Below are 15,753 nucleotides of genomic sequence, written 5' to 3'. Positions count from 1 at the left end.
AAAGCGTAACGCTAACAATAGCGAAACAATAAACTAGTGGAATTATTGTGTTAAATAAAACCCCTCTATGGAAAACGCTGATGGTGATGTTCGTTATCGCCATTGGTATGTTATACGCTTCACCCAACCTCTACGGTGAAGATCCCGCGGTTCAGGTTTCAGGCCTACGCGGTGTTGAAGTGGATGCTTCAACATTAGACCAAATTAAATCTCAATTAAGCGAAAATAATATTGAAGCAATGAGCATTGCCCTTGAAAAAGGCCAAGTGCTAGCGCGTTTTCGCGATACTGAAAACCAAATTAAAGCGCGTGACTTGTTACACGACACTTATGGCCGTGACTACTCAGTGGCGTTAAACCTAACACCTGCAACACCTGATTGGTTAGCTGCAATTGGTGGTTCACCAATGAAGTTAGGTTTGGACTTAAGTGGTGGTGTTAGCTTCTTAATGGAAGTAAACATGAAAGAAGCCGTTAATAAAGCACAAACGGGCTTAGTGGGTGATTTTCGCTCTGAGCTACGCGGCGAAAAAATTCGCTACCGCAGTGTCAAGCTTGACGGCGATGCGATTAAGGTTGTTTTCCGTAATCCTGAAGATTTGGAAAAAGCGGAAGACTACCTAAGCAAGCAAAATCGCGATTTGTTATTTACGATGGACGAAGATTCACTGACTTTAAAAGCAGTGATGACAGAGCAGAAGCAAAAAGAAATTCGCGAATATGCCTTGCAGCAAAACATTACCATTATTCGTAACCGTGTTAACGAATTAGGTGTTGCCGAGCCGCTAGTACAGCGTCAAGGCCAAAAGCACATCGTGATTGAGTTACCGGGTGTTCAAGACACGGCAAAAGCAAAAGAAATCTTAAATGCGACGGCAACCATTGAGTTCAGAATGGTGGATACCGATAACGATATTGGTAATGCCTTAGATGGCCGAGTGCCAGCTAGCTCGCAATTGCTATATGAGCGCAACGGTACGCCAGTACTGCTGAAAAAGCGCATCATGCTAACGGGTGACCATATTGTTGATGCAGGCTCTGGCTTTGATGAATACAGCCGTCCGCAAGTAAACATTACCCTTGATTCACCAGGTGGTAGCAAGTTCTCGAACGCGACCAAAGATAATATCGGCAAGCCAATGGCAACGGTGTTTATTGAGTACAAAGGTACCGATCGCAAAGATGCTGACGGCAATACCATCTTCGAAAAAGTGGAAGAAGTAATCTCAGTCGCGACTATTCAAGCGCGTCTTGGTAAAAACTTCCGTATTACGGGTGCTGGTAGCCAGCAAGAAGCGCATAACTTAGCGTTGTTGTTACGTGCAGGTGCTTTGATTGCGCCAATTCAAATTGTAGAAGAGCGTACCGTTGGTCCATCACTGGGTGCTGAAAACATCAAACTAGGCTTCCAAGCGATTATTGGCGGCTTCGCGTTAGTGTTTATCTTTATGATGATCTACTACCGTGCTTTTGGTGTGGTAGCAAACCTTGCGCTAGGTGCTAACTTGATCATGATTGTTGGTGTCATGTCGATGATCCCAGGGGCAACCCTAACGCTACCAGGTATGGCAGGTATCGTATTAACCGTAGGTATGGCGGTTGATGCTAACGTACTTATTTTCGAGCGTATTCGTGAAGAGTTACGCAGTGGTAAATCAGTACAGCAATCTATCCACCAAGGTTATGACGCAGCATTCTCAACTATTTTAGATGCTAACATCACCACCTTAATTGCTGCCTTTATTCTATTTGCTGTTGGTACAGGCCCAATCAAAGGCTTCGCGGTGACCTTATCAATCGGTATTATCACTTCGATGTTTACCGCAATTGTTGGTACACGTACGGTCGTTAATGCAGTTTGGGGCGGTAAACGCCTTGATAAAATCAGTATTTAGGTGGTAGTGATGCAAATTTTAAAGTTAAAAGAAACTGTTGCCTTTATGGGCTACCGCAAGGTAGCCATGGTGTTCAGTATCCTGATGATGGTAGCGTCGATTGCTTCGCTAGCGATTAACAAATTGAACTTTGGCCTTGATTTTACTGGCGGTGTTAAAGTTGAAGTGGGCTTTGAACAAGCCGCTGATTTAACGAAAATGCGTCAGGTGCTTGATGCCAACGGCTTTGATGATGCCGTGGTTCAACTTTTTGGTACCAGTCGCGACGTGGTGATCCGCATGGGTGAGCGCCCAGGCGTGAAAGCCGAAACTTTAGGCGATCAAATACTTTCTGTACTAAAAGACGGTATGGGCGTGAACGTTGAAATGCGCCGTATTGAGTTTGTTGGTGCCAGTGTTGGTGACGAGCTTACCGAACAAGGTGGCTTGGCGATGTTAACCGCCTTGATTTGTATCTTGGTGTACGTTGCGTTTCGTTTCGAATGGCGCTTTGCATTAGGTTCGGTATTCGCGTTATTCCACGATGTATTACTAACCCTAGGTTTGTTCTCAATATTAGGCATTGAGTTCGATTTAACGGTATTAGCGGCGATTTTGGCGGTAATTGGTTACTCGCTTAACGATACCATTGTTGTTTCTGACCGTATTCGTGAGAACTTCCGTAAAATTCGCGAAGGTGGCCCAGAAGAGATCATCAATATCTCATTAACACAAACGTTAAGCCGTACCTTTATTACGTCAATCACCACGTTATTGGTATTAGCCGCACTATTCTTCAAAGGTGGCGCGCTAATTCACGGTTTTGCGACAGCATTATTATTTGGTGTGTTTGTCGGTACTTACTCATCTATTTACGTAGCAAGTTCAATTGCCTTGGCGTTAGGTATTTCAAAAGAAGACCTAATTCCAGAAGTGGTAGAAAAAGAAGGTGCTGACCACGAAGAAATGATGCCATAGGCACAGATTCTTTAAGGTTAGTAACGATAGAAAAACGGGCTTGAGTTAATCACTCAAGCCCGTTTTTTATTGGCTCGTTTTCGTTTTCGTTAGCAATGACCAGTCAGTGCCAGTTTGAGTGCTAGTCAGGCTCTTGAAACAGGTTTTTCGGCAAGGAAAGTTTCGCGATGCGTTTGCTAAGTGAGTAAATTCTCTTCATGCTGTCCATCAGCTCATTTTCCATATGCGTTACGTCGATATTTTCTGACCCTTCCTGCTTAAGGCGCTTGGCCTGCATTTGAATGGCTTCACGTACCAGTTGGTTAATATTATCTTTCATATGCAGAATGTTCTGTGCCGCCAATTCATCGTCATTTTGTGTGATGGTTTGTGTTGCACTAAGAACTTCTCTTAGCTGATAGTAAAGTTGGCTTAAAATCGTACGTTCGGTTTCTGTTGCTTTTAACTTAAGGCGAACCGCTTCTTTACCTACTTCGACTAGGTTGGTTTCAATTACATCACCAATGCGCTCCAAATCTTCGTTAATGCTAAGGTAGCGCATCATGTTTTCATTCTCTTGCTCGGTTAGGTTCTGCAATGTTAGTTTGCGGATATAGTCAGTGATTTCGGCGTGTAAAATATCGGCTTGATCGTCCATTTTGGCAATTTCATCAAATTTTCTCGCGTCACGCTCGCGAAACGCATCACCTGTTTTTGCCAGCATTGCATCAACAATTGACGCTAAGTGAGCAAGCTCGCGGCGCACCATATCAAGCGCCAGCGCAGGCGTTTCCAATAAATCATTATCGAGATAAAGCGGTTTGATAATCGCTTTCTTAGGTGTAGCTTTGTCGGGAATAAGGCGCTCAACCAAGCGGCCAAACTGTGCCGTAAAACCAATAAATATCAGTGTGTTGGCAACATTAAAAATGGTATGAGCATTGGCTATTTGCCTTGGTACTTCTGCTGCCAGTTTTTCTGTACCAGAGAGGTTTGCCGCAACCGGTGACACATAAGTTACTAAGACCGCAAGCTGTGGAATAAACAAGAGCCACAGCAGCACACCAACAATATTGAAAATAATATGAATGGCTGCCGCTCGTTTGGCTTCAGTTGGTTTACCAATAGAGGCGAGTAGGGCAGTTACGCAAGTACCAATATTAGCGCCAAAGGCAAGCGCAATACCTGCGGGTAAGCTAATAAAGCCTTGGCTAGCCATGACAATTACAATGCCTGTTGTTGCCGATGAAGACTGCACCAGAGCGGTAAACAAGGCCGCCACCAAGATACCGTAAAGCGGCCTTTCCATGCTGGTCATTAGGTTGATAAAAGGCTCATAGCTGCGCAGTGGCGACATTCCTTCACTCATAATACCCATGCCAAAGAAGATAAGACCAAGCCCCATCAGCACGTTACCGTAGTGTTGTACCTTTTCTTTCTTTGAAAGAAATAACATGGCAAAGCCCAAGGCAATCATTAAAAGCGCTGCTTTTTCTACTTTAAAAGCGACAATTTGCGCGGTAATGGTAGTGCCGATATTAGACCCCATAATGACGCCAATTGACTGTGATAAGGTCATTAACCCTGCCGAGACAAAGCCAACGACAAGCACAGTTGTGACTGATGAACTCTGGATTATAGAAGTCACTGCGGCGCCGCTAACAGCGGCGGAGAATCGATTAGTGGTTAGTTTTGACAGCAGGTTCTTCATTTGATCGCCGGCAGCGGCTTTAAGTGCTGCAGACATTTGCTCCATGCCAAATAAAAATAAGGCTAAACCACCAAACAGCTCCATGGCCATTTTAAACCAATCTAGCGAGTCAGAGGTACTACTCGCTGCCCAAGCGACTAGTGGGGTGAATGCCATAAATAACGCCCCAGTGCCGATCATATAGCGACCCTTTGTGTTGCTTGAACTTATGTACATAGAATCTCCCTTTCAGGTGTTTTTTCAGCGAGCATCAACGTTGAATATCATTGAGAAGTTAGCAGCACAAAGCCTGTTGGCAATTAATCATTTGAAATCAAGTCCTAAGTTAGCTCCCACCTTTATATTGTTGTGAGGAGGGGCTAACGGTTCTGGCATTTTGTTAATTACACAGCTTGGTTGAATCGCTTACTTGAGTTGCTTGGTTGAGCTTCTTGTTTGAGTTGTTGAGTTAAGCATAGTCAATCATATCGGTTGCAGCTGATTGATATGGGCAGCTAAGATCAAAAAAACGAGCAATAAGCTCGTTTTTTATCGATGCAGACTATAACCAATAATATGTCTAGTAAAATATTTAGTTAAGACAAATGCCGTTTAGTAGCAGATATTGCGTTTATACGCTGCCAGTGCGGCATTGTTTTAGTTCATGAAAATACTCATTAGCTTTCGGGTGTGCTAAATCGGCAATGATGACTTCAGAAACGCCAACGCCAGTGTCAGTTTCTTGGATCCACAGTGCTATTTTCTCACTGTCTTTCATCACCTCTCGATTCAGCATATAACTTTTATCTGCTTCAAGGTTAACATTAAAATTTACGACCGCAACGCGCTCGCTAAAGTCTATATTACGGCGTTTTAGCTCAGCTTTTACCCATAAGCTATGCTGGCCGCTGAGGTGCTGTTTCGGGTGAATAAATGAAGCCGGCTTTTGATTGGCACACATTAAATAAACGTGTTCAAAGTTGTCTGTATTGTCGCGCTTAAAGTTTTCTAAGCGAAAGTGGTTATCTTCTAGCGCTGTTTCTATTGGCAGCGCGCTACAACCAAGCAAAGCAAAACTCGCTAGCGGCATGACGAGTAATTTGATGTTTTTCTTCAGTATTTCCATGTTCATTACACACTTCCTTTTTAATAAACCTAATTTAATACTGGTCAATAAATATTCATAATTCAAGGGTTTTGTGTTTTTGTCGAAACACTGGTGCTAACAATTCCTGCCATTACGCTAGCTGGCGATTGCATTCGCTAGGGCTTTGACCGAAATAACGAGTAAACTCTCGACTAAACTGCGTTGGGCTGTCGTAGCCGACTTGTGCCGCAGCTTGTTTTACTTTTAGCCCTTGGTCTACTAACAGTTCACGTGCACGGCTTAGGCGCAGTTTTTTAACATATTGAATGGGCGATGAAGCTGTTATTTGCTTAAAGTTACGGTGGAACGTTGAAGCGCTCATATTTGCCATAGTGGCGAGTTGCTCTACATCTAAGCGTCCACTGTAATGGGTGTGCAAGTGCTTGAGCACTTTTTCCATTTTCGATAAATGCGTGTTATGGCTCACCAAAGAAAATAGTGGCGCAGCATTCGGGCCTTTCAATATATGGTAAAAAACTTCACGGATTAGGCTTTTGCCTAGTACTGAGGACTGCATATCGTCTTGCAAGCATTTGGCAAGTCTTACTATGGTGCAGCGCAGGTTATCAGTGCATTGGCTAACGAACAGTCCTTTATTTTTTTCGCTAGTATTGTCTACTCCTGTTGCTTGTGAGCAACCATGATCGGTAAAAATGCGCACCAATTCATTCAGAAGATTCATATCAAAATCAATCATCAATGAAAGTAGTGGTTTACCGGGCTCGACTATGGTGTCGCATTTAGCAGGTACAGGGACCGCGAGCGCAAGGTAATTATCTGGATTGTATTCATAGACGTTCTCATTGAAATAAACGCGCTTTTGCCCCTGCGCCACCCAGATAACTCCTTGGCTGTAGCATAACGGTATCTTGCCAGACGATTGGCTGGCTTTAAACACATACACACCAGGCAGTGGTGTTTTGTTGACACCTTCATTTGGCGCAAGCGCGGTTAAACTTTCAATTAAATCTTGCATGATCAAACCCTAAAATTATGCCTGCTCGCAGTATATCCAATAGTACAACCTAAATCTGCTAAAAATACTGGTGATGAGAGTTTTAGGCATGATTATGGTTGGAAATGCTGTTTTAAATCTTTTTTGTGGTAATAAAATGTGCTTAATGAATTCGATACCAATTAAATTAACTAATTGAGCTATTCAGAGCGCTGTCAGCGGTGTGAAAACAAGCCAAATTTTTGTTGATATAGTTATTCTACATCTCATCAATTTGGCGCGGTTATCACGACGCTGAAACGCTCCCAGAGGGCGAGTTTAAAAGGCTCATATGCTGCGTTATTGATTTGGACAAGGGAATAACCATTCTCTGTAATCAATGCCTTGCCTCTGAGCCTTTTAATTCTCGCTGAATGCTTAAGTAATTATTTCAATTGGTATAAGGGCACACATTAGGATAGATAATGCAAAATTTTGATTACTACAACCCAACTCATATCGTATTTGGTCAAGACCGTTTAGCTGAACTAGACCAACTTATTCCTGCACAGGCGAAAGTACTGGTGCTATTTGGTGGTGGTAGCGTTAAGCGCTTCGGTACATTAGAGAAAGTAACTGCAGCTTTAGGCAACCGCGAAGTTGTTGAATTTGGTGGTATTGAGCCAAACCCACAATTTGAAACGCTAATGAAAGCGGTTGATGTGGTAAAAACACAAGGTATTGATTTCTTATTAGCTGTTGGTGGTGGTTCTGTAATGGACGGCACTAAGTTTGTTGCATTAGCATCAAAACAAGAGGCGGACCACGCTAACATTTTGTTCCACGGTTTTAACCCAGTACCAGCAACCGAAGCATTACCATTAGGTTGTATTGCTACCTTGCCTGCAACTGGCTCTGAGATGAACAGCTTTTCTGTTGTTACGTACAATGATCAGAAATTCCCGTTAACTTCACCGCTAGTATTCCCTAAGTTCTCGTTCTTAGACCCAGATTTCACTTTCACGTTACCAACAGAGCAAATTGCTAACGGTGTTGCTGATGCCTTTGTACACGTCATTGAGCAGTACTTAACGCAACCAGTAAATGCGAAAATCCAAGATCGCTTCTCTGAAGGTGTATTACAAACCTTAATTGAAGATGGCCCAGTAACTTACCAAAGCCAAGTGAAAGGTGAGCAAGATGTTGAAGCCCGCAAGAACTTTATGTGGTCAGCAACTTCGGCGCTTAACGGATTAATTGGTGTTGGTGTACCGCAAGATTGGGCAACACACATGATTGGTCACGAAATGACGGCAATGTTCGGTATTGCGCATGGTCGCACCTTAGCGATTATCTTGCCAAGTCTACTGCGTGAGCGTAAGGCGCAAAAACACGACAAACTTGTGCAATTTGCTGAGCGCGTTTGGCATATTACCGATGGCAGTGACGAAGAGAAAATTAATCAAGCAATTGATAAAACAGAAGCTTTCTTCAATTCACTAGATATTGTTACTAACCTTTCTCACTACGATATTGATGAAGCAGGTATCGACACCTTAGTGGCAAACATGGAAAAGATGGGCTTAACTCACCTTTCTGAAACAGGTGATTTAACATTGGATATCGTGCGTAAGATTTTAATAGCTGCGCTTTAAGCTCATTTGACGATAATTGAAATGAGTAAACCAAAAGGGAGCTAAGGCTCCCTTTTTAGTCTTTAAAGTTCTTTAGATTAAGAAGGTTTTAGTCTAGAAAGAATAGCTGAGTATTCGTCAATTTAGTCTATACATCATCTGCAATCGCGATACAGACCTGAATTTCATTAGCATTAGGGTAATATTCAAAATCAGTGCTAAATACACGCTGATATTGGTTAGTGTTATTTTCTACATTTTTGTCATCTTGAAACGCTTCATCCTTAAAAAAGTGCCAAACTTCAGTCCATGCATCAATGGCAATTTGCGGCATTTCACCTTGCTTAGAAAATACTAAATAGCGCCCCGTTGGTATCGTAATCGCATGTAGTGCATCGTCTAACTTCGCTTTGTCCTGCGAATTTTTCGCGTCGTAGCCAGCGGTTACAGTGAAGTCACCATCTTGGTCAGAGGCATAATCGGTATAGACTCCATAGACCCTTTCACCACCTTGGTAATCAACAGCGACCTGCGCATCGAATCTTTGCCAAAGACCGGGAATTTTACCGTTAGGACTCATTTCTGAGGCGTTGTTGGTACGTGTGCTAATGCCATAAATAGTTTTACCTTCAATGATTCTTACTTCCATGAAATGCCTTTGTGATAGATGTATCGAGTGAGTATGGGCATAAGGTTAACAAATTGTCAGGCAAGATCACCAAGTGATTCCTAAACTTTATATAGGACTGGTTGTGAAGTAGCTGAGAGGTTGTGTGATGTTAAGATCGATACAGCGGAAATTGGTTTTACTGATACTGCTGATTGTCGCAGCAACAGTTTTAGTTTATTGGTTGCTCACGCCACCTTCAAAATATTTTGCGCGGCAAGTAAAAGCTGTACCAATTCACTCGACCAGTGAGCAAGAAGAAGCGCAAGTCGATTCACTGCTGGATTTCAGCAGGCATATTCGCCATACCCCTCGACCAGCAGAAAGCTTTGAATTTCCCATACGACTGGGCCAAGTTGGGCCGCTAAAAACCTTGTATGCAGGCCCTCCACAATACCCATTCTATTGCATGACCCTTGATAGTGGCTTAGGTCAGCCACAAGTTGATAATCAAATGGGGTGGGGGGTATCGGTTTATGATCATGAGGCAAATTTAGGTAAGCTTTCACACCTCGTTGGTTATAGCAAAGACTGTGCAATTAAAACTCAATTGCGCTTTGCGGTAGAGCTCGAAAGTGGCGAAATTAAGGTTTTTGATAGCAGGCCACCGGAAGCTCTTTTGCAATCAGCTTTGCAACTTTTCCACATAGAAATAGGCACAATTAACCGTTTTCTGTATTTGCTGATTATGCCGGTTAAACACTACTCGAGTACACAAGTTAACCTGCAACATAGCTGGAACAATAAACTTGTTTATCAGTTTGAAGGGGGCTCGGGTATTGGTTTTCGCCAAGGCAAGCTGCGTATCAAACGCACGATTGAACGGCGAATAGAGCAGCTGCGCTTAGGCTATGCCGTAATCACGTCAACCGCGAATAAAACCAGCCATACCTATAACATGTTGCTGGCGGAAGATACCGCGCGGCGAGTAAAACAGCAGTTTGTTAGCCTTTATGGTGAGCCTGAATATACGGTTGGCATTGGTGGCTCGGGAGGCGGTTTAGCACAGTACCTGATCGGACAAAATAGCACTGGTATTTTAGATGCTGCGATTCCGCTTTATTCCTATCCAGACATGATTAGCCAAACCTTGTATGCACTCGATTGCGACTTACTGCATAACTATTATGCGTTTAGGTCACCTGAACCAGAGTTTTGGCAAAACTGGCCAAATCGCATTTTGGTGGAAGGAATGAATGCGAAAAATGGTGAAACCCATGTAAGCGCGGTATTAGAGCCAATTAATCAAGTATTGGTTGGCCGCTGGCCACGTATGCCCCAAGGCAACAGTGAATGTATTAATGGCTGGTTTGGTCTTTCCACTTTTATTCATAATCCAGCGCAAGGGTTTCTGAATGAATACTTTTCAGAAGCTGTGGTTAAGCAAGTACAGTGGAGTTATTGGCAAGATATGGTTGAGCTTTTTGGCCGTGATGAGCTTGGGTTTGCCAATCAAACTTGGAGTAATCAAGGGGTGCAATACGGATTGGCTGCATTGGTTAAAGGGCAAATATCGGCGCAGCGTTTTATTGATCTTAATTGGCATGTCGGTAGTTGGAAGCCGCTAGCAGATATGTCACCAGAGCGAATACTAGGCGGCTGGCGAGGCAAAAAAGGGATTCTCTGGTTAAGCCTATGGAGTCGTAACAACATCACTGAAGCAACCGATAAAACGCCTGCTAAACGTGCCGACGGTAGCAGGCAAGCAGCACAATCCGCTTATCGCAGCGGGCAAGTATTCATTGGCAAAATTAACCTACCTATTATTGATGTTCGCCACTACTTGGAAGATGAGTTAGATATGCATCATATGTCAGCCAGTTTTGCCGCGCGTCAACGTATGCTAGCGGGACAAGGTCATGCTAAGAATCAGGTTATTTGGGTGGCAGATAAAAACCATCAACCGGTTACTCGTGCCTTTGCTGCCATAGATCGTTGGCTTCGGGAAATAAGGGCGAATCCGGCGTTATCTGCTTGGCAAAATAAACCTGCCGATATCACCGACATTTGCTTTGATAACCACGGAAACATAATTGCGAGTGGTAATCGAGTTTGGGATGGCCAGTGGAATAATCAAGCGTTAGGTGCTTGCGCAAAACATTTTAAAAGCTTTAGTAACAGCCGAATAGCAGCCGGTGGCCCTTGGGCTGGCAGTGTTTTCAGTTGCAAGCTAATACCGGTTTCAAAAGCCATTGATGACGGAATGTATGGTGATATAGATATGCAACCTTACTTGTCAAAACTGCAGGCGATTTTTCCAGACGGTGTATGCGATTATCGTTATCCAGATCAAGCAAGACCAATTGATTTGTAGCTATGCTGATGTTTGATTTTGGCAAATCGGCTCGGTGCCAACTTTTCGGTGGCAACTTTTTGCTACTGACTAGCGTAATTTATTGATAACAAAACCATACGTTTGTTTTGTAAATGCAGATAGTTGCGTCAAACTATGGTGAGTTCAACTGTGACTAATAAGGAAACCAAAGTGGCAAATGCAGTGTTAAGCAATTGGGATGACATTTTGTTGCTCAATGACCAGCTCAGTGAAGACGAGCGCATGATTCGAGATATGGCTCATAATTTTTGCCAAGAGCAATTAATGCCTGGCGTTTTGATGGCAAATCGCAATGAAACATTTGATGCCAATATTATGCGGCAGTTTGGTGAAGTTGGCTTGTTGGGTGCAACCATTAAAGGCTATGGCTGCTCTGGTGTGAATTATGTTAGCTATGGCTTAGTGGCGCGTGAAGTTGAGCGAGTTGATTCAGGTTATCGCAGTGCCATGAGCGTTCAGTCGTCATTGGTTATGCACCCCATTTATACCTTTGGCAGCGAAACACAAAAAGAGAAATATTTGCCTAAGCTGGCTAGCGGTGAATACATCGGCTGCTTTGGCTTAACTGAGCCAGGCTCGGGCTCTGATCCGGCTAGCATGATCACCCGAGCTAAAAAGGTTGCGGGCGGCTACGAGCTGACCGGCTCAAAAATGTGGATCACTAACTCGCCAATTGCTGATGTATTTGTGGTTTGGGCAAAAAATGAGGCAGAGGGTGACGCCATTTGTGGCTTTATCCTAGAAAAAGGCATGGCAGGCCTGTCGGCGCCGAAAATCGAAGGTAAGCTTTCGTTACGGGCATCAATTACTGGCGAAATTGTCATGGATAAGGTGTTCGTGCCAGAGGAAAATATGTTCCCTGAAGTACGAGGCTTGAAAGGCCCGTTTAGCTGCTTAAATATGGCGCGCTACGGTATTTCTTGGGGCGCGTTAGGTGCTGCGGAATTCTGTTGGCATGCTGCTCGTCAGTACGGTTTAGATCGCCAGCAGTTTGGTAAACCGCTAGCACAGACTCAGCTATTTCAAACTAAGCTGGCAAACATGCAAACCGAAATTTCGTTAGGCTTGCAAGGCTCCCTACGTGTAGGCCAAATTATTGATGGTGGTGATTGGGACCCAACCATGATTTCACTAGTTAAGCGCAACAACTGCGGCAAGTCTCTTGATATTGCCCGTATGGCGCGTGACATGCACGGCGGTAATGGTATTGCCGATGAATTTCATGTGATTCGCCATATGATCAATCTTGAAACAGTGAATACCTACGAAGGTACTTTTGATGTTCACGGTTTGATTTTAGGTCGTGCGCAAACTGGTTTGCAGGCATTTTTCTAAGCTGTATTAACGTGGTGAAAACTGGTCGGTAAATCAGTGGTATAACGTCAAAGGTTAGAAAAAGTTTAGAAAGAGGTAGGGAATAGCAATGGTTGAAGTGTCGAATATCAATAAAGGTAGTTGTTTGTGCGGCGCTATTCAGTTTGAAGTCGAGCGCTTCGAGCCTTTAGTGGGCCATTGCCATTGCAAAATGTGCCAAAAATTTCATGGCGCGGCATTTTCTACATTTGGAGAGGTTAAGCGAGAGTATTTGCACTGGCACTCTGGTGTTGAGTTACTGAGCCATTATCGCGCCTCGAATGATAGTGTGCGTAGCTTCTGCCAGCGTTGTGGTGCGAGTTTGCTGTTTGAATCACGCTTTAATCGCGAGCAATGCACCGTAGAAATTGCCTTGGCCGCCTTTGATAACTTGGTTGGTGTAAAGCCTGACGCACATATCTACTGCGAGAGTAAAGCCGCTTGGCTAACGTTTGAAGACGATTTGCCTAAATACCTCGGCTATCGTGACGGTAAGTGCTAGAAAAATCCAAAGTTAATTAACCGGAAGGTCATTAGCACGCTGGCGAAAAAAACCAATAAGAATAACCACATAATTGCTTTTTGAACGCCAGAGAGTAACCACAGTCTAATTTTGGTAAATATATTGGCACCTTTCGGCGCCTTGCCAATCACACTGCTAAAACTATAAATAAACAAAGTGAGCAATAGGCTCCACATCAACAACAGTGCACTGGCAAATAGCCAAACCTGAGACTGATTGCGAGCACCAGATAAGGTAACTGCGGCAAATAGCGCGATAGCGAAAAACGCGAGGATAATTGCAGATGTACGAAAGGGATATAAGCGTTTGGCAATACGATGTAAGCGTTCCATCTATAGTCAATTCTAGTCCGTGAAAAATATCTTTATTGATACTAACGCTTAATTACGCTTAAAGTCACGGACAGAATATTAATACCTAAATTAGCCTATTACTTTAATGAGTAGCTTTTGCGAGCAGCTTTTACGAATAGCTTTTGTCAGCAGCTTATGCCACCAACTTAAAAACTAACTGCTTAAGGTAACTCTTCACCACGTGCGCTAACGTATAGTTGGTACCAATCTTCCCGTGATAGCTTGACTTTGCTTGCCTCAGCGCAGCGCTTAATACGCTCCGGATTGGTCGTGCCAATTATTGGTTGGATATTCGCCGGATGACGCATTATCCAGGACAGAGCAATGGCGTCGGCATTTGTGTTGTATTGCTCTGCAAGGTTAGCAACAAGCTTAGCTGTCTGCTTGATATACTCAGCTTGGTTGCTCACATCACGGCCAGAGAAAAGACCTTGTGCCAGGCTTCCCCATGATTGAATTTGCACGCCATTGAGCTGACTGTACTCCATTGTACCTGCACAAAAGTTACCGTGTTCACCCGCTGGGTTACCAGCCAATACGCCATGATCTAACCATCCTAGTTGCTGAAGGCTGATTTCAATTTGGTTAGCAATTATGGGCATGTCGAGTGCCGATTGTAGGTAGGCAATTTGGTGATGATTCATATTAGAAACACCAAAATGCTTCACTCTGCCGCTTGTTTGAAGTGATGTTAAACATTCAGCGAGCTCTGCTAATTCCATTAATGGATCTGGGCGGTGCAATTGTAAAACATCAAGGTATTCAATGCCTAAGCGCGACAAAATGCCATCAACAGATTTCGTTATCCACTCGTTAGAAAAATCGTAGCGCTTAGGACCACTATCATCGTCAAAGCGAATTGCACATTTAGATTGCACGATCATTTGTTCGCGCAAGCTTGGTTGCTCGGCTAATACTTGCCCAAACACTTGCTCTGCTTTGCCAAAGGTGTAGATATCTGCATGGTCAAAATAGTTAATACCCGTTGCCAGTGCGGTTTCAATGAACTGTTGGGCTTGGTGGTAATGGGTTTTGTTAATCGGCTGCTGATCCCAGCCTCCGCCCAGTCCCATGCAGCCACAAATAATTTGACTCGCGGTTGGCAAGTGTTGATGAATAGCCAGTGCGTTCATGTCTTTATTCTCTTTATCAATCTTAACTTTAGTCATTGTAGACGTTCAATGATTTATCAAGATAGGAAAACAATAAAAACTCACTGTATGATATATAAAATAATGAGTGTGCTGACAAACTAACATGAAAGAGCATAAAAAAATTGAGCGATTACTATTATTTGGTGAAGTCGCTAGCCAGTTGAGTTTTACCAAGGCTGCGCAGCAATTGGCGATATCTAAAGGTTATTTATCGGCGCAAGTTAAGCAACTTGAGGGCGAGCTAGCAACACCATTATTGGTGAGATCGACAAGAAGCGTGCGCTTGACTGAGGCAGGCATCGCTGTTGCCAAACAAGTGACTGAGATGCGGCTAAACATGTTGGCGATCGATCGATTCACACGTGCAGAACAAGAAGACGTTGCTGGCTTACTCAGAATCACCGCACCTCAGCAATTTACGATGGGAAAGTTGGCGACTTGGTGTGCTGAGTTTCAACAGCGCAATCCCAAGATAACCTTTTCTTTGGATTGCAGTTACACTAAGTTCGATTTAATGGCGAATGATTTTGACATTGCGCTAAGGGCCACTAAAATGCCCCCCGAGAACTTAGTCGCTAAAAAATTATTAAGTTATTCATATATATGCTGTGTCTCGCCAAGTTATGTTGCCAAACACGGCAAGCCGTTAACGCCAGCAGATTTAGCACGGCATTTATGCTTGCTCGGCGCTAAAGATGAAAGCTGGCAATTTGGCCAAGATAAGATAAAGCCGAATAAAACTTTTGTTATCAATGACAAAGCAATCATACGCGAGCAAGCCATTAGCGGGCTGGGCATAGCTTATCTGCCAAGCTATTTAGTTGCGCAGGCACTTGCCCAAGGGCAGTTAATGGCCCTATTTAGCAATAACGATAACGATAGCGATAACGAGGTTGAGCAAACATCGACAAGTCCTGGTTTAGATATTTACTTACTGCGACCACAGCTTATTCGCCCGCCGAAAAAAGTACTTGCCTTTAGTGAATTTTTAGTCGGTAAATGCAGCGCAGAATCTGCTTAATGATGTATCGGGCAGGCAGTAAATTGCTTAATCATTTTATTTCAAGAAGTTAAATAAGCTTGAGTTAATCAGCGAAGCGATAAGTTTCAGTTTTAGCGTTCGGCGTTAGTT

Annotated in this window: 13 protein-coding genes; 7 read left to right on the top strand and 6 right to left on the bottom strand. The window is 43.5% G+C overall.

What is annotated here, in order from left to right:
* Nucleotides 1-47: 47 nt before the first annotated feature.
* Nucleotides 48-1,895 (top strand): protein translocase subunit SecD, encoded by a 1,848-nt coding sequence (gene secD, locus DXX92_RS15690; RefSeq protein ID WP_116001365.1) that lies wholly within the window; start codon nt 48-50, stop codon nt 1,893-1,895.
* 9 nt (nt 1,896-1,904) lie between these two features.
* Complete coding sequence (secF, locus tag DXX92_RS15685) at nt 1,905-2,852, top strand: protein translocase subunit SecF (RefSeq protein WP_116001363.1); 948 nt, start codon at nt 1,905-1,907, stop codon at nt 2,850-2,852.
* A 121-nt stretch (nt 2,853-2,973) separates the two neighbouring features.
* Here the strand turns inward: secF and DXX92_RS15680 are convergent, their stop codons facing one another.
* From DXX92_RS15680 to DXX92_RS15670, 3 genes are all read right to left on the bottom strand, one after another.
* Entirely contained in the window at nt 2,974-4,758 is a 1,785-nt protein-coding gene (locus DXX92_RS15680; RefSeq protein WP_220347667.1) for a Na/Pi cotransporter family protein, read from the bottom strand.
* A gap of 394 nt (nt 4,759-5,152) precedes the next feature.
* Nucleotides 5,153-5,653: a hypothetical protein gene (locus DXX92_RS15675; RefSeq protein WP_245961499.1), complete on the bottom strand. Its 501-nt coding sequence runs from the start codon at nt 5,651-5,653 to the stop codon at nt 5,153-5,155.
* Nucleotides 5,654-5,759: 106 nt separating this feature from the next.
* The gene (locus DXX92_RS15670) at nt 5,760-6,644 is read right to left on the bottom strand and encodes an AraC family transcriptional regulator (RefSeq protein WP_116001361.1); all 885 of its coding nucleotides are present in this window, start codon (nt 6,642-6,644) and stop codon (nt 5,760-5,762) included.
* Between the two features lie 443 nt (nt 6,645-7,087).
* Here DXX92_RS15670 and DXX92_RS15665 point away from each other — a divergent pair, with 443 nt between their 5' ends.
* On the top strand, nt 7,088-8,257 hold the full coding sequence (locus DXX92_RS15665) for an iron-containing alcohol dehydrogenase (RefSeq protein ID WP_116001359.1): 1,170 nt from the start codon (nt 7,088-7,090) through the stop codon (nt 8,255-8,257).
* Between the two features lie 127 nt (nt 8,258-8,384).
* Here the strand turns inward: DXX92_RS15665 and DXX92_RS15660 are convergent, their stop codons facing one another.
* The gene (locus tag DXX92_RS15660) at nt 8,385-8,885 is read right to left on the bottom strand and encodes a GyrI-like domain-containing protein (RefSeq protein ID WP_116001357.1); all 501 of its coding nucleotides are present in this window, start codon (nt 8,883-8,885) and stop codon (nt 8,385-8,387) included.
* A gap of 127 nt (nt 8,886-9,012) precedes the next feature.
* Here DXX92_RS15660 and DXX92_RS15655 point away from each other — a divergent pair, with 127 nt between their 5' ends.
* From DXX92_RS15655 to DXX92_RS15645, 3 genes are all read left to right on the top strand, one after another.
* A complete protein-coding gene (locus tag DXX92_RS15655) occupies nt 9,013-11,217 on the top strand; it encodes a DUF6351 family protein (RefSeq protein ID WP_116001355.1) in 2,205 nt (734 codons plus the stop codon).
* A gap of 171 nt (nt 11,218-11,388) precedes the next feature.
* Nucleotides 11,389-12,573 carry an acyl-CoA dehydrogenase gene (locus tag DXX92_RS15650; protein WP_116002468.1) on the top strand — a complete coding sequence of 395 codons (1,185 nt, stop codon included), beginning with the start codon at nt 11,389-11,391 and terminating at the stop codon, nt 12,571-12,573.
* Nucleotides 12,574-12,661: 88 nt separating this feature from the next.
* Nucleotides 12,662-13,093: a GFA family protein gene (locus tag DXX92_RS15645; RefSeq protein ID WP_116001353.1), complete on the top strand. Its 432-nt coding sequence runs from the start codon at nt 12,662-12,664 to the stop codon at nt 13,091-13,093.
* Here DXX92_RS15645 and DXX92_RS15640 read toward each other — a convergent pair.
* Both DXX92_RS15640 and DXX92_RS15635 read right to left on the bottom strand, forming a co-directional pair.
* Nucleotides 13,090-13,446, bottom strand: a complete 357-nt coding sequence (locus DXX92_RS15640; RefSeq protein ID WP_116001351.1) for a hypothetical protein — start codon at nt 13,444-13,446, stop codon at nt 13,090-13,092. The genes DXX92_RS15645 and DXX92_RS15640 overlap by 4 nt on opposite strands.
* Nucleotides 13,447-13,628: 182 nt before the next feature.
* Nucleotides 13,629-14,636, bottom strand: coding sequence for an aldo/keto reductase (locus tag DXX92_RS15635; protein ID WP_245961498.1), 1,008 nt, complete (start codon nt 14,634-14,636; stop codon nt 13,629-13,631).
* Nucleotides 14,637-14,724: 88 nt separating this feature from the next.
* Between DXX92_RS15635 and DXX92_RS15630 the strand changes: the two genes are divergently transcribed.
* Entirely contained in the window at nt 14,725-15,642 is a 918-nt protein-coding gene (locus DXX92_RS15630; protein WP_116001349.1) for a LysR family transcriptional regulator, read from the top strand.
* Nucleotides 15,643-15,753: the final 111 nt, after the last annotated feature.

The sequence above is a fragment of the Thalassotalea euphylliae genome, assembly GCF_003390395.1.
In the GTDB taxonomy this organism is placed as follows: Bacteria; Pseudomonadota; Gammaproteobacteria; order Enterobacterales; family Alteromonadaceae; genus Thalassotalea_F; species Thalassotalea_F euphylliae_C.
The sequence above is the reverse complement of the archived record's forward strand: the minus strand, read 5'-3'. Positions and strand labels throughout refer to the sequence as shown.

Coding starts and splice junctions, on each gene's coding strand:
- DXX92_RS15635 (WP_245961498.1), bottom strand. CDS start 14,636: ATGACTAAAGTTAAGATTGATAAAGAGAATAAAGACATGAACGCACTG.
- DXX92_RS15675 (WP_245961499.1), bottom strand. CDS start 5,653: ATGAACATGGAAATACTGAAGAAAAACATCAAATTACTCGTCATGCCG.
- DXX92_RS15670 (WP_116001361.1), bottom strand. CDS start 6,644: ATGCAAGATTTAATTGAAAGTTTAACCGCGCTTGCGCCAAATGAAGGT.
- DXX92_RS15680 (WP_220347667.1), bottom strand. CDS start 4,758: ATGTACATAAGTTCAAGCAACACAAAGGGTCGCTATATGATCGGCACT.
- secF (WP_116001363.1), top strand. CDS start 1,905: ATGCAAATTTTAAAGTTAAAAGAAACTGTTGCCTTTATGGGCTACCGC.
- DXX92_RS15645 (WP_116001353.1), top strand. CDS start 12,662: ATGGTTGAAGTGTCGAATATCAATAAAGGTAGTTGTTTGTGCGGCGCT.
- DXX92_RS15665 (WP_116001359.1), top strand. CDS start 7,088: ATGCAAAATTTTGATTACTACAACCCAACTCATATCGTATTTGGTCAA.
- DXX92_RS15630 (WP_116001349.1), top strand. CDS start 14,725: ATGAAAGAGCATAAAAAAATTGAGCGATTACTATTATTTGGTGAAGTC.
- DXX92_RS15640 (WP_116001351.1), bottom strand. CDS start 13,446: ATGGAACGCTTACATCGTATTGCCAAACGCTTATATCCCTTTCGTACA.
- DXX92_RS15655 (WP_116001355.1), top strand. CDS start 9,013: ATGTTAAGATCGATACAGCGGAAATTGGTTTTACTGATACTGCTGATT.
- DXX92_RS15660 (WP_116001357.1), bottom strand. CDS start 8,885: ATGGAAGTAAGAATCATTGAAGGTAAAACTATTTATGGCATTAGCACA.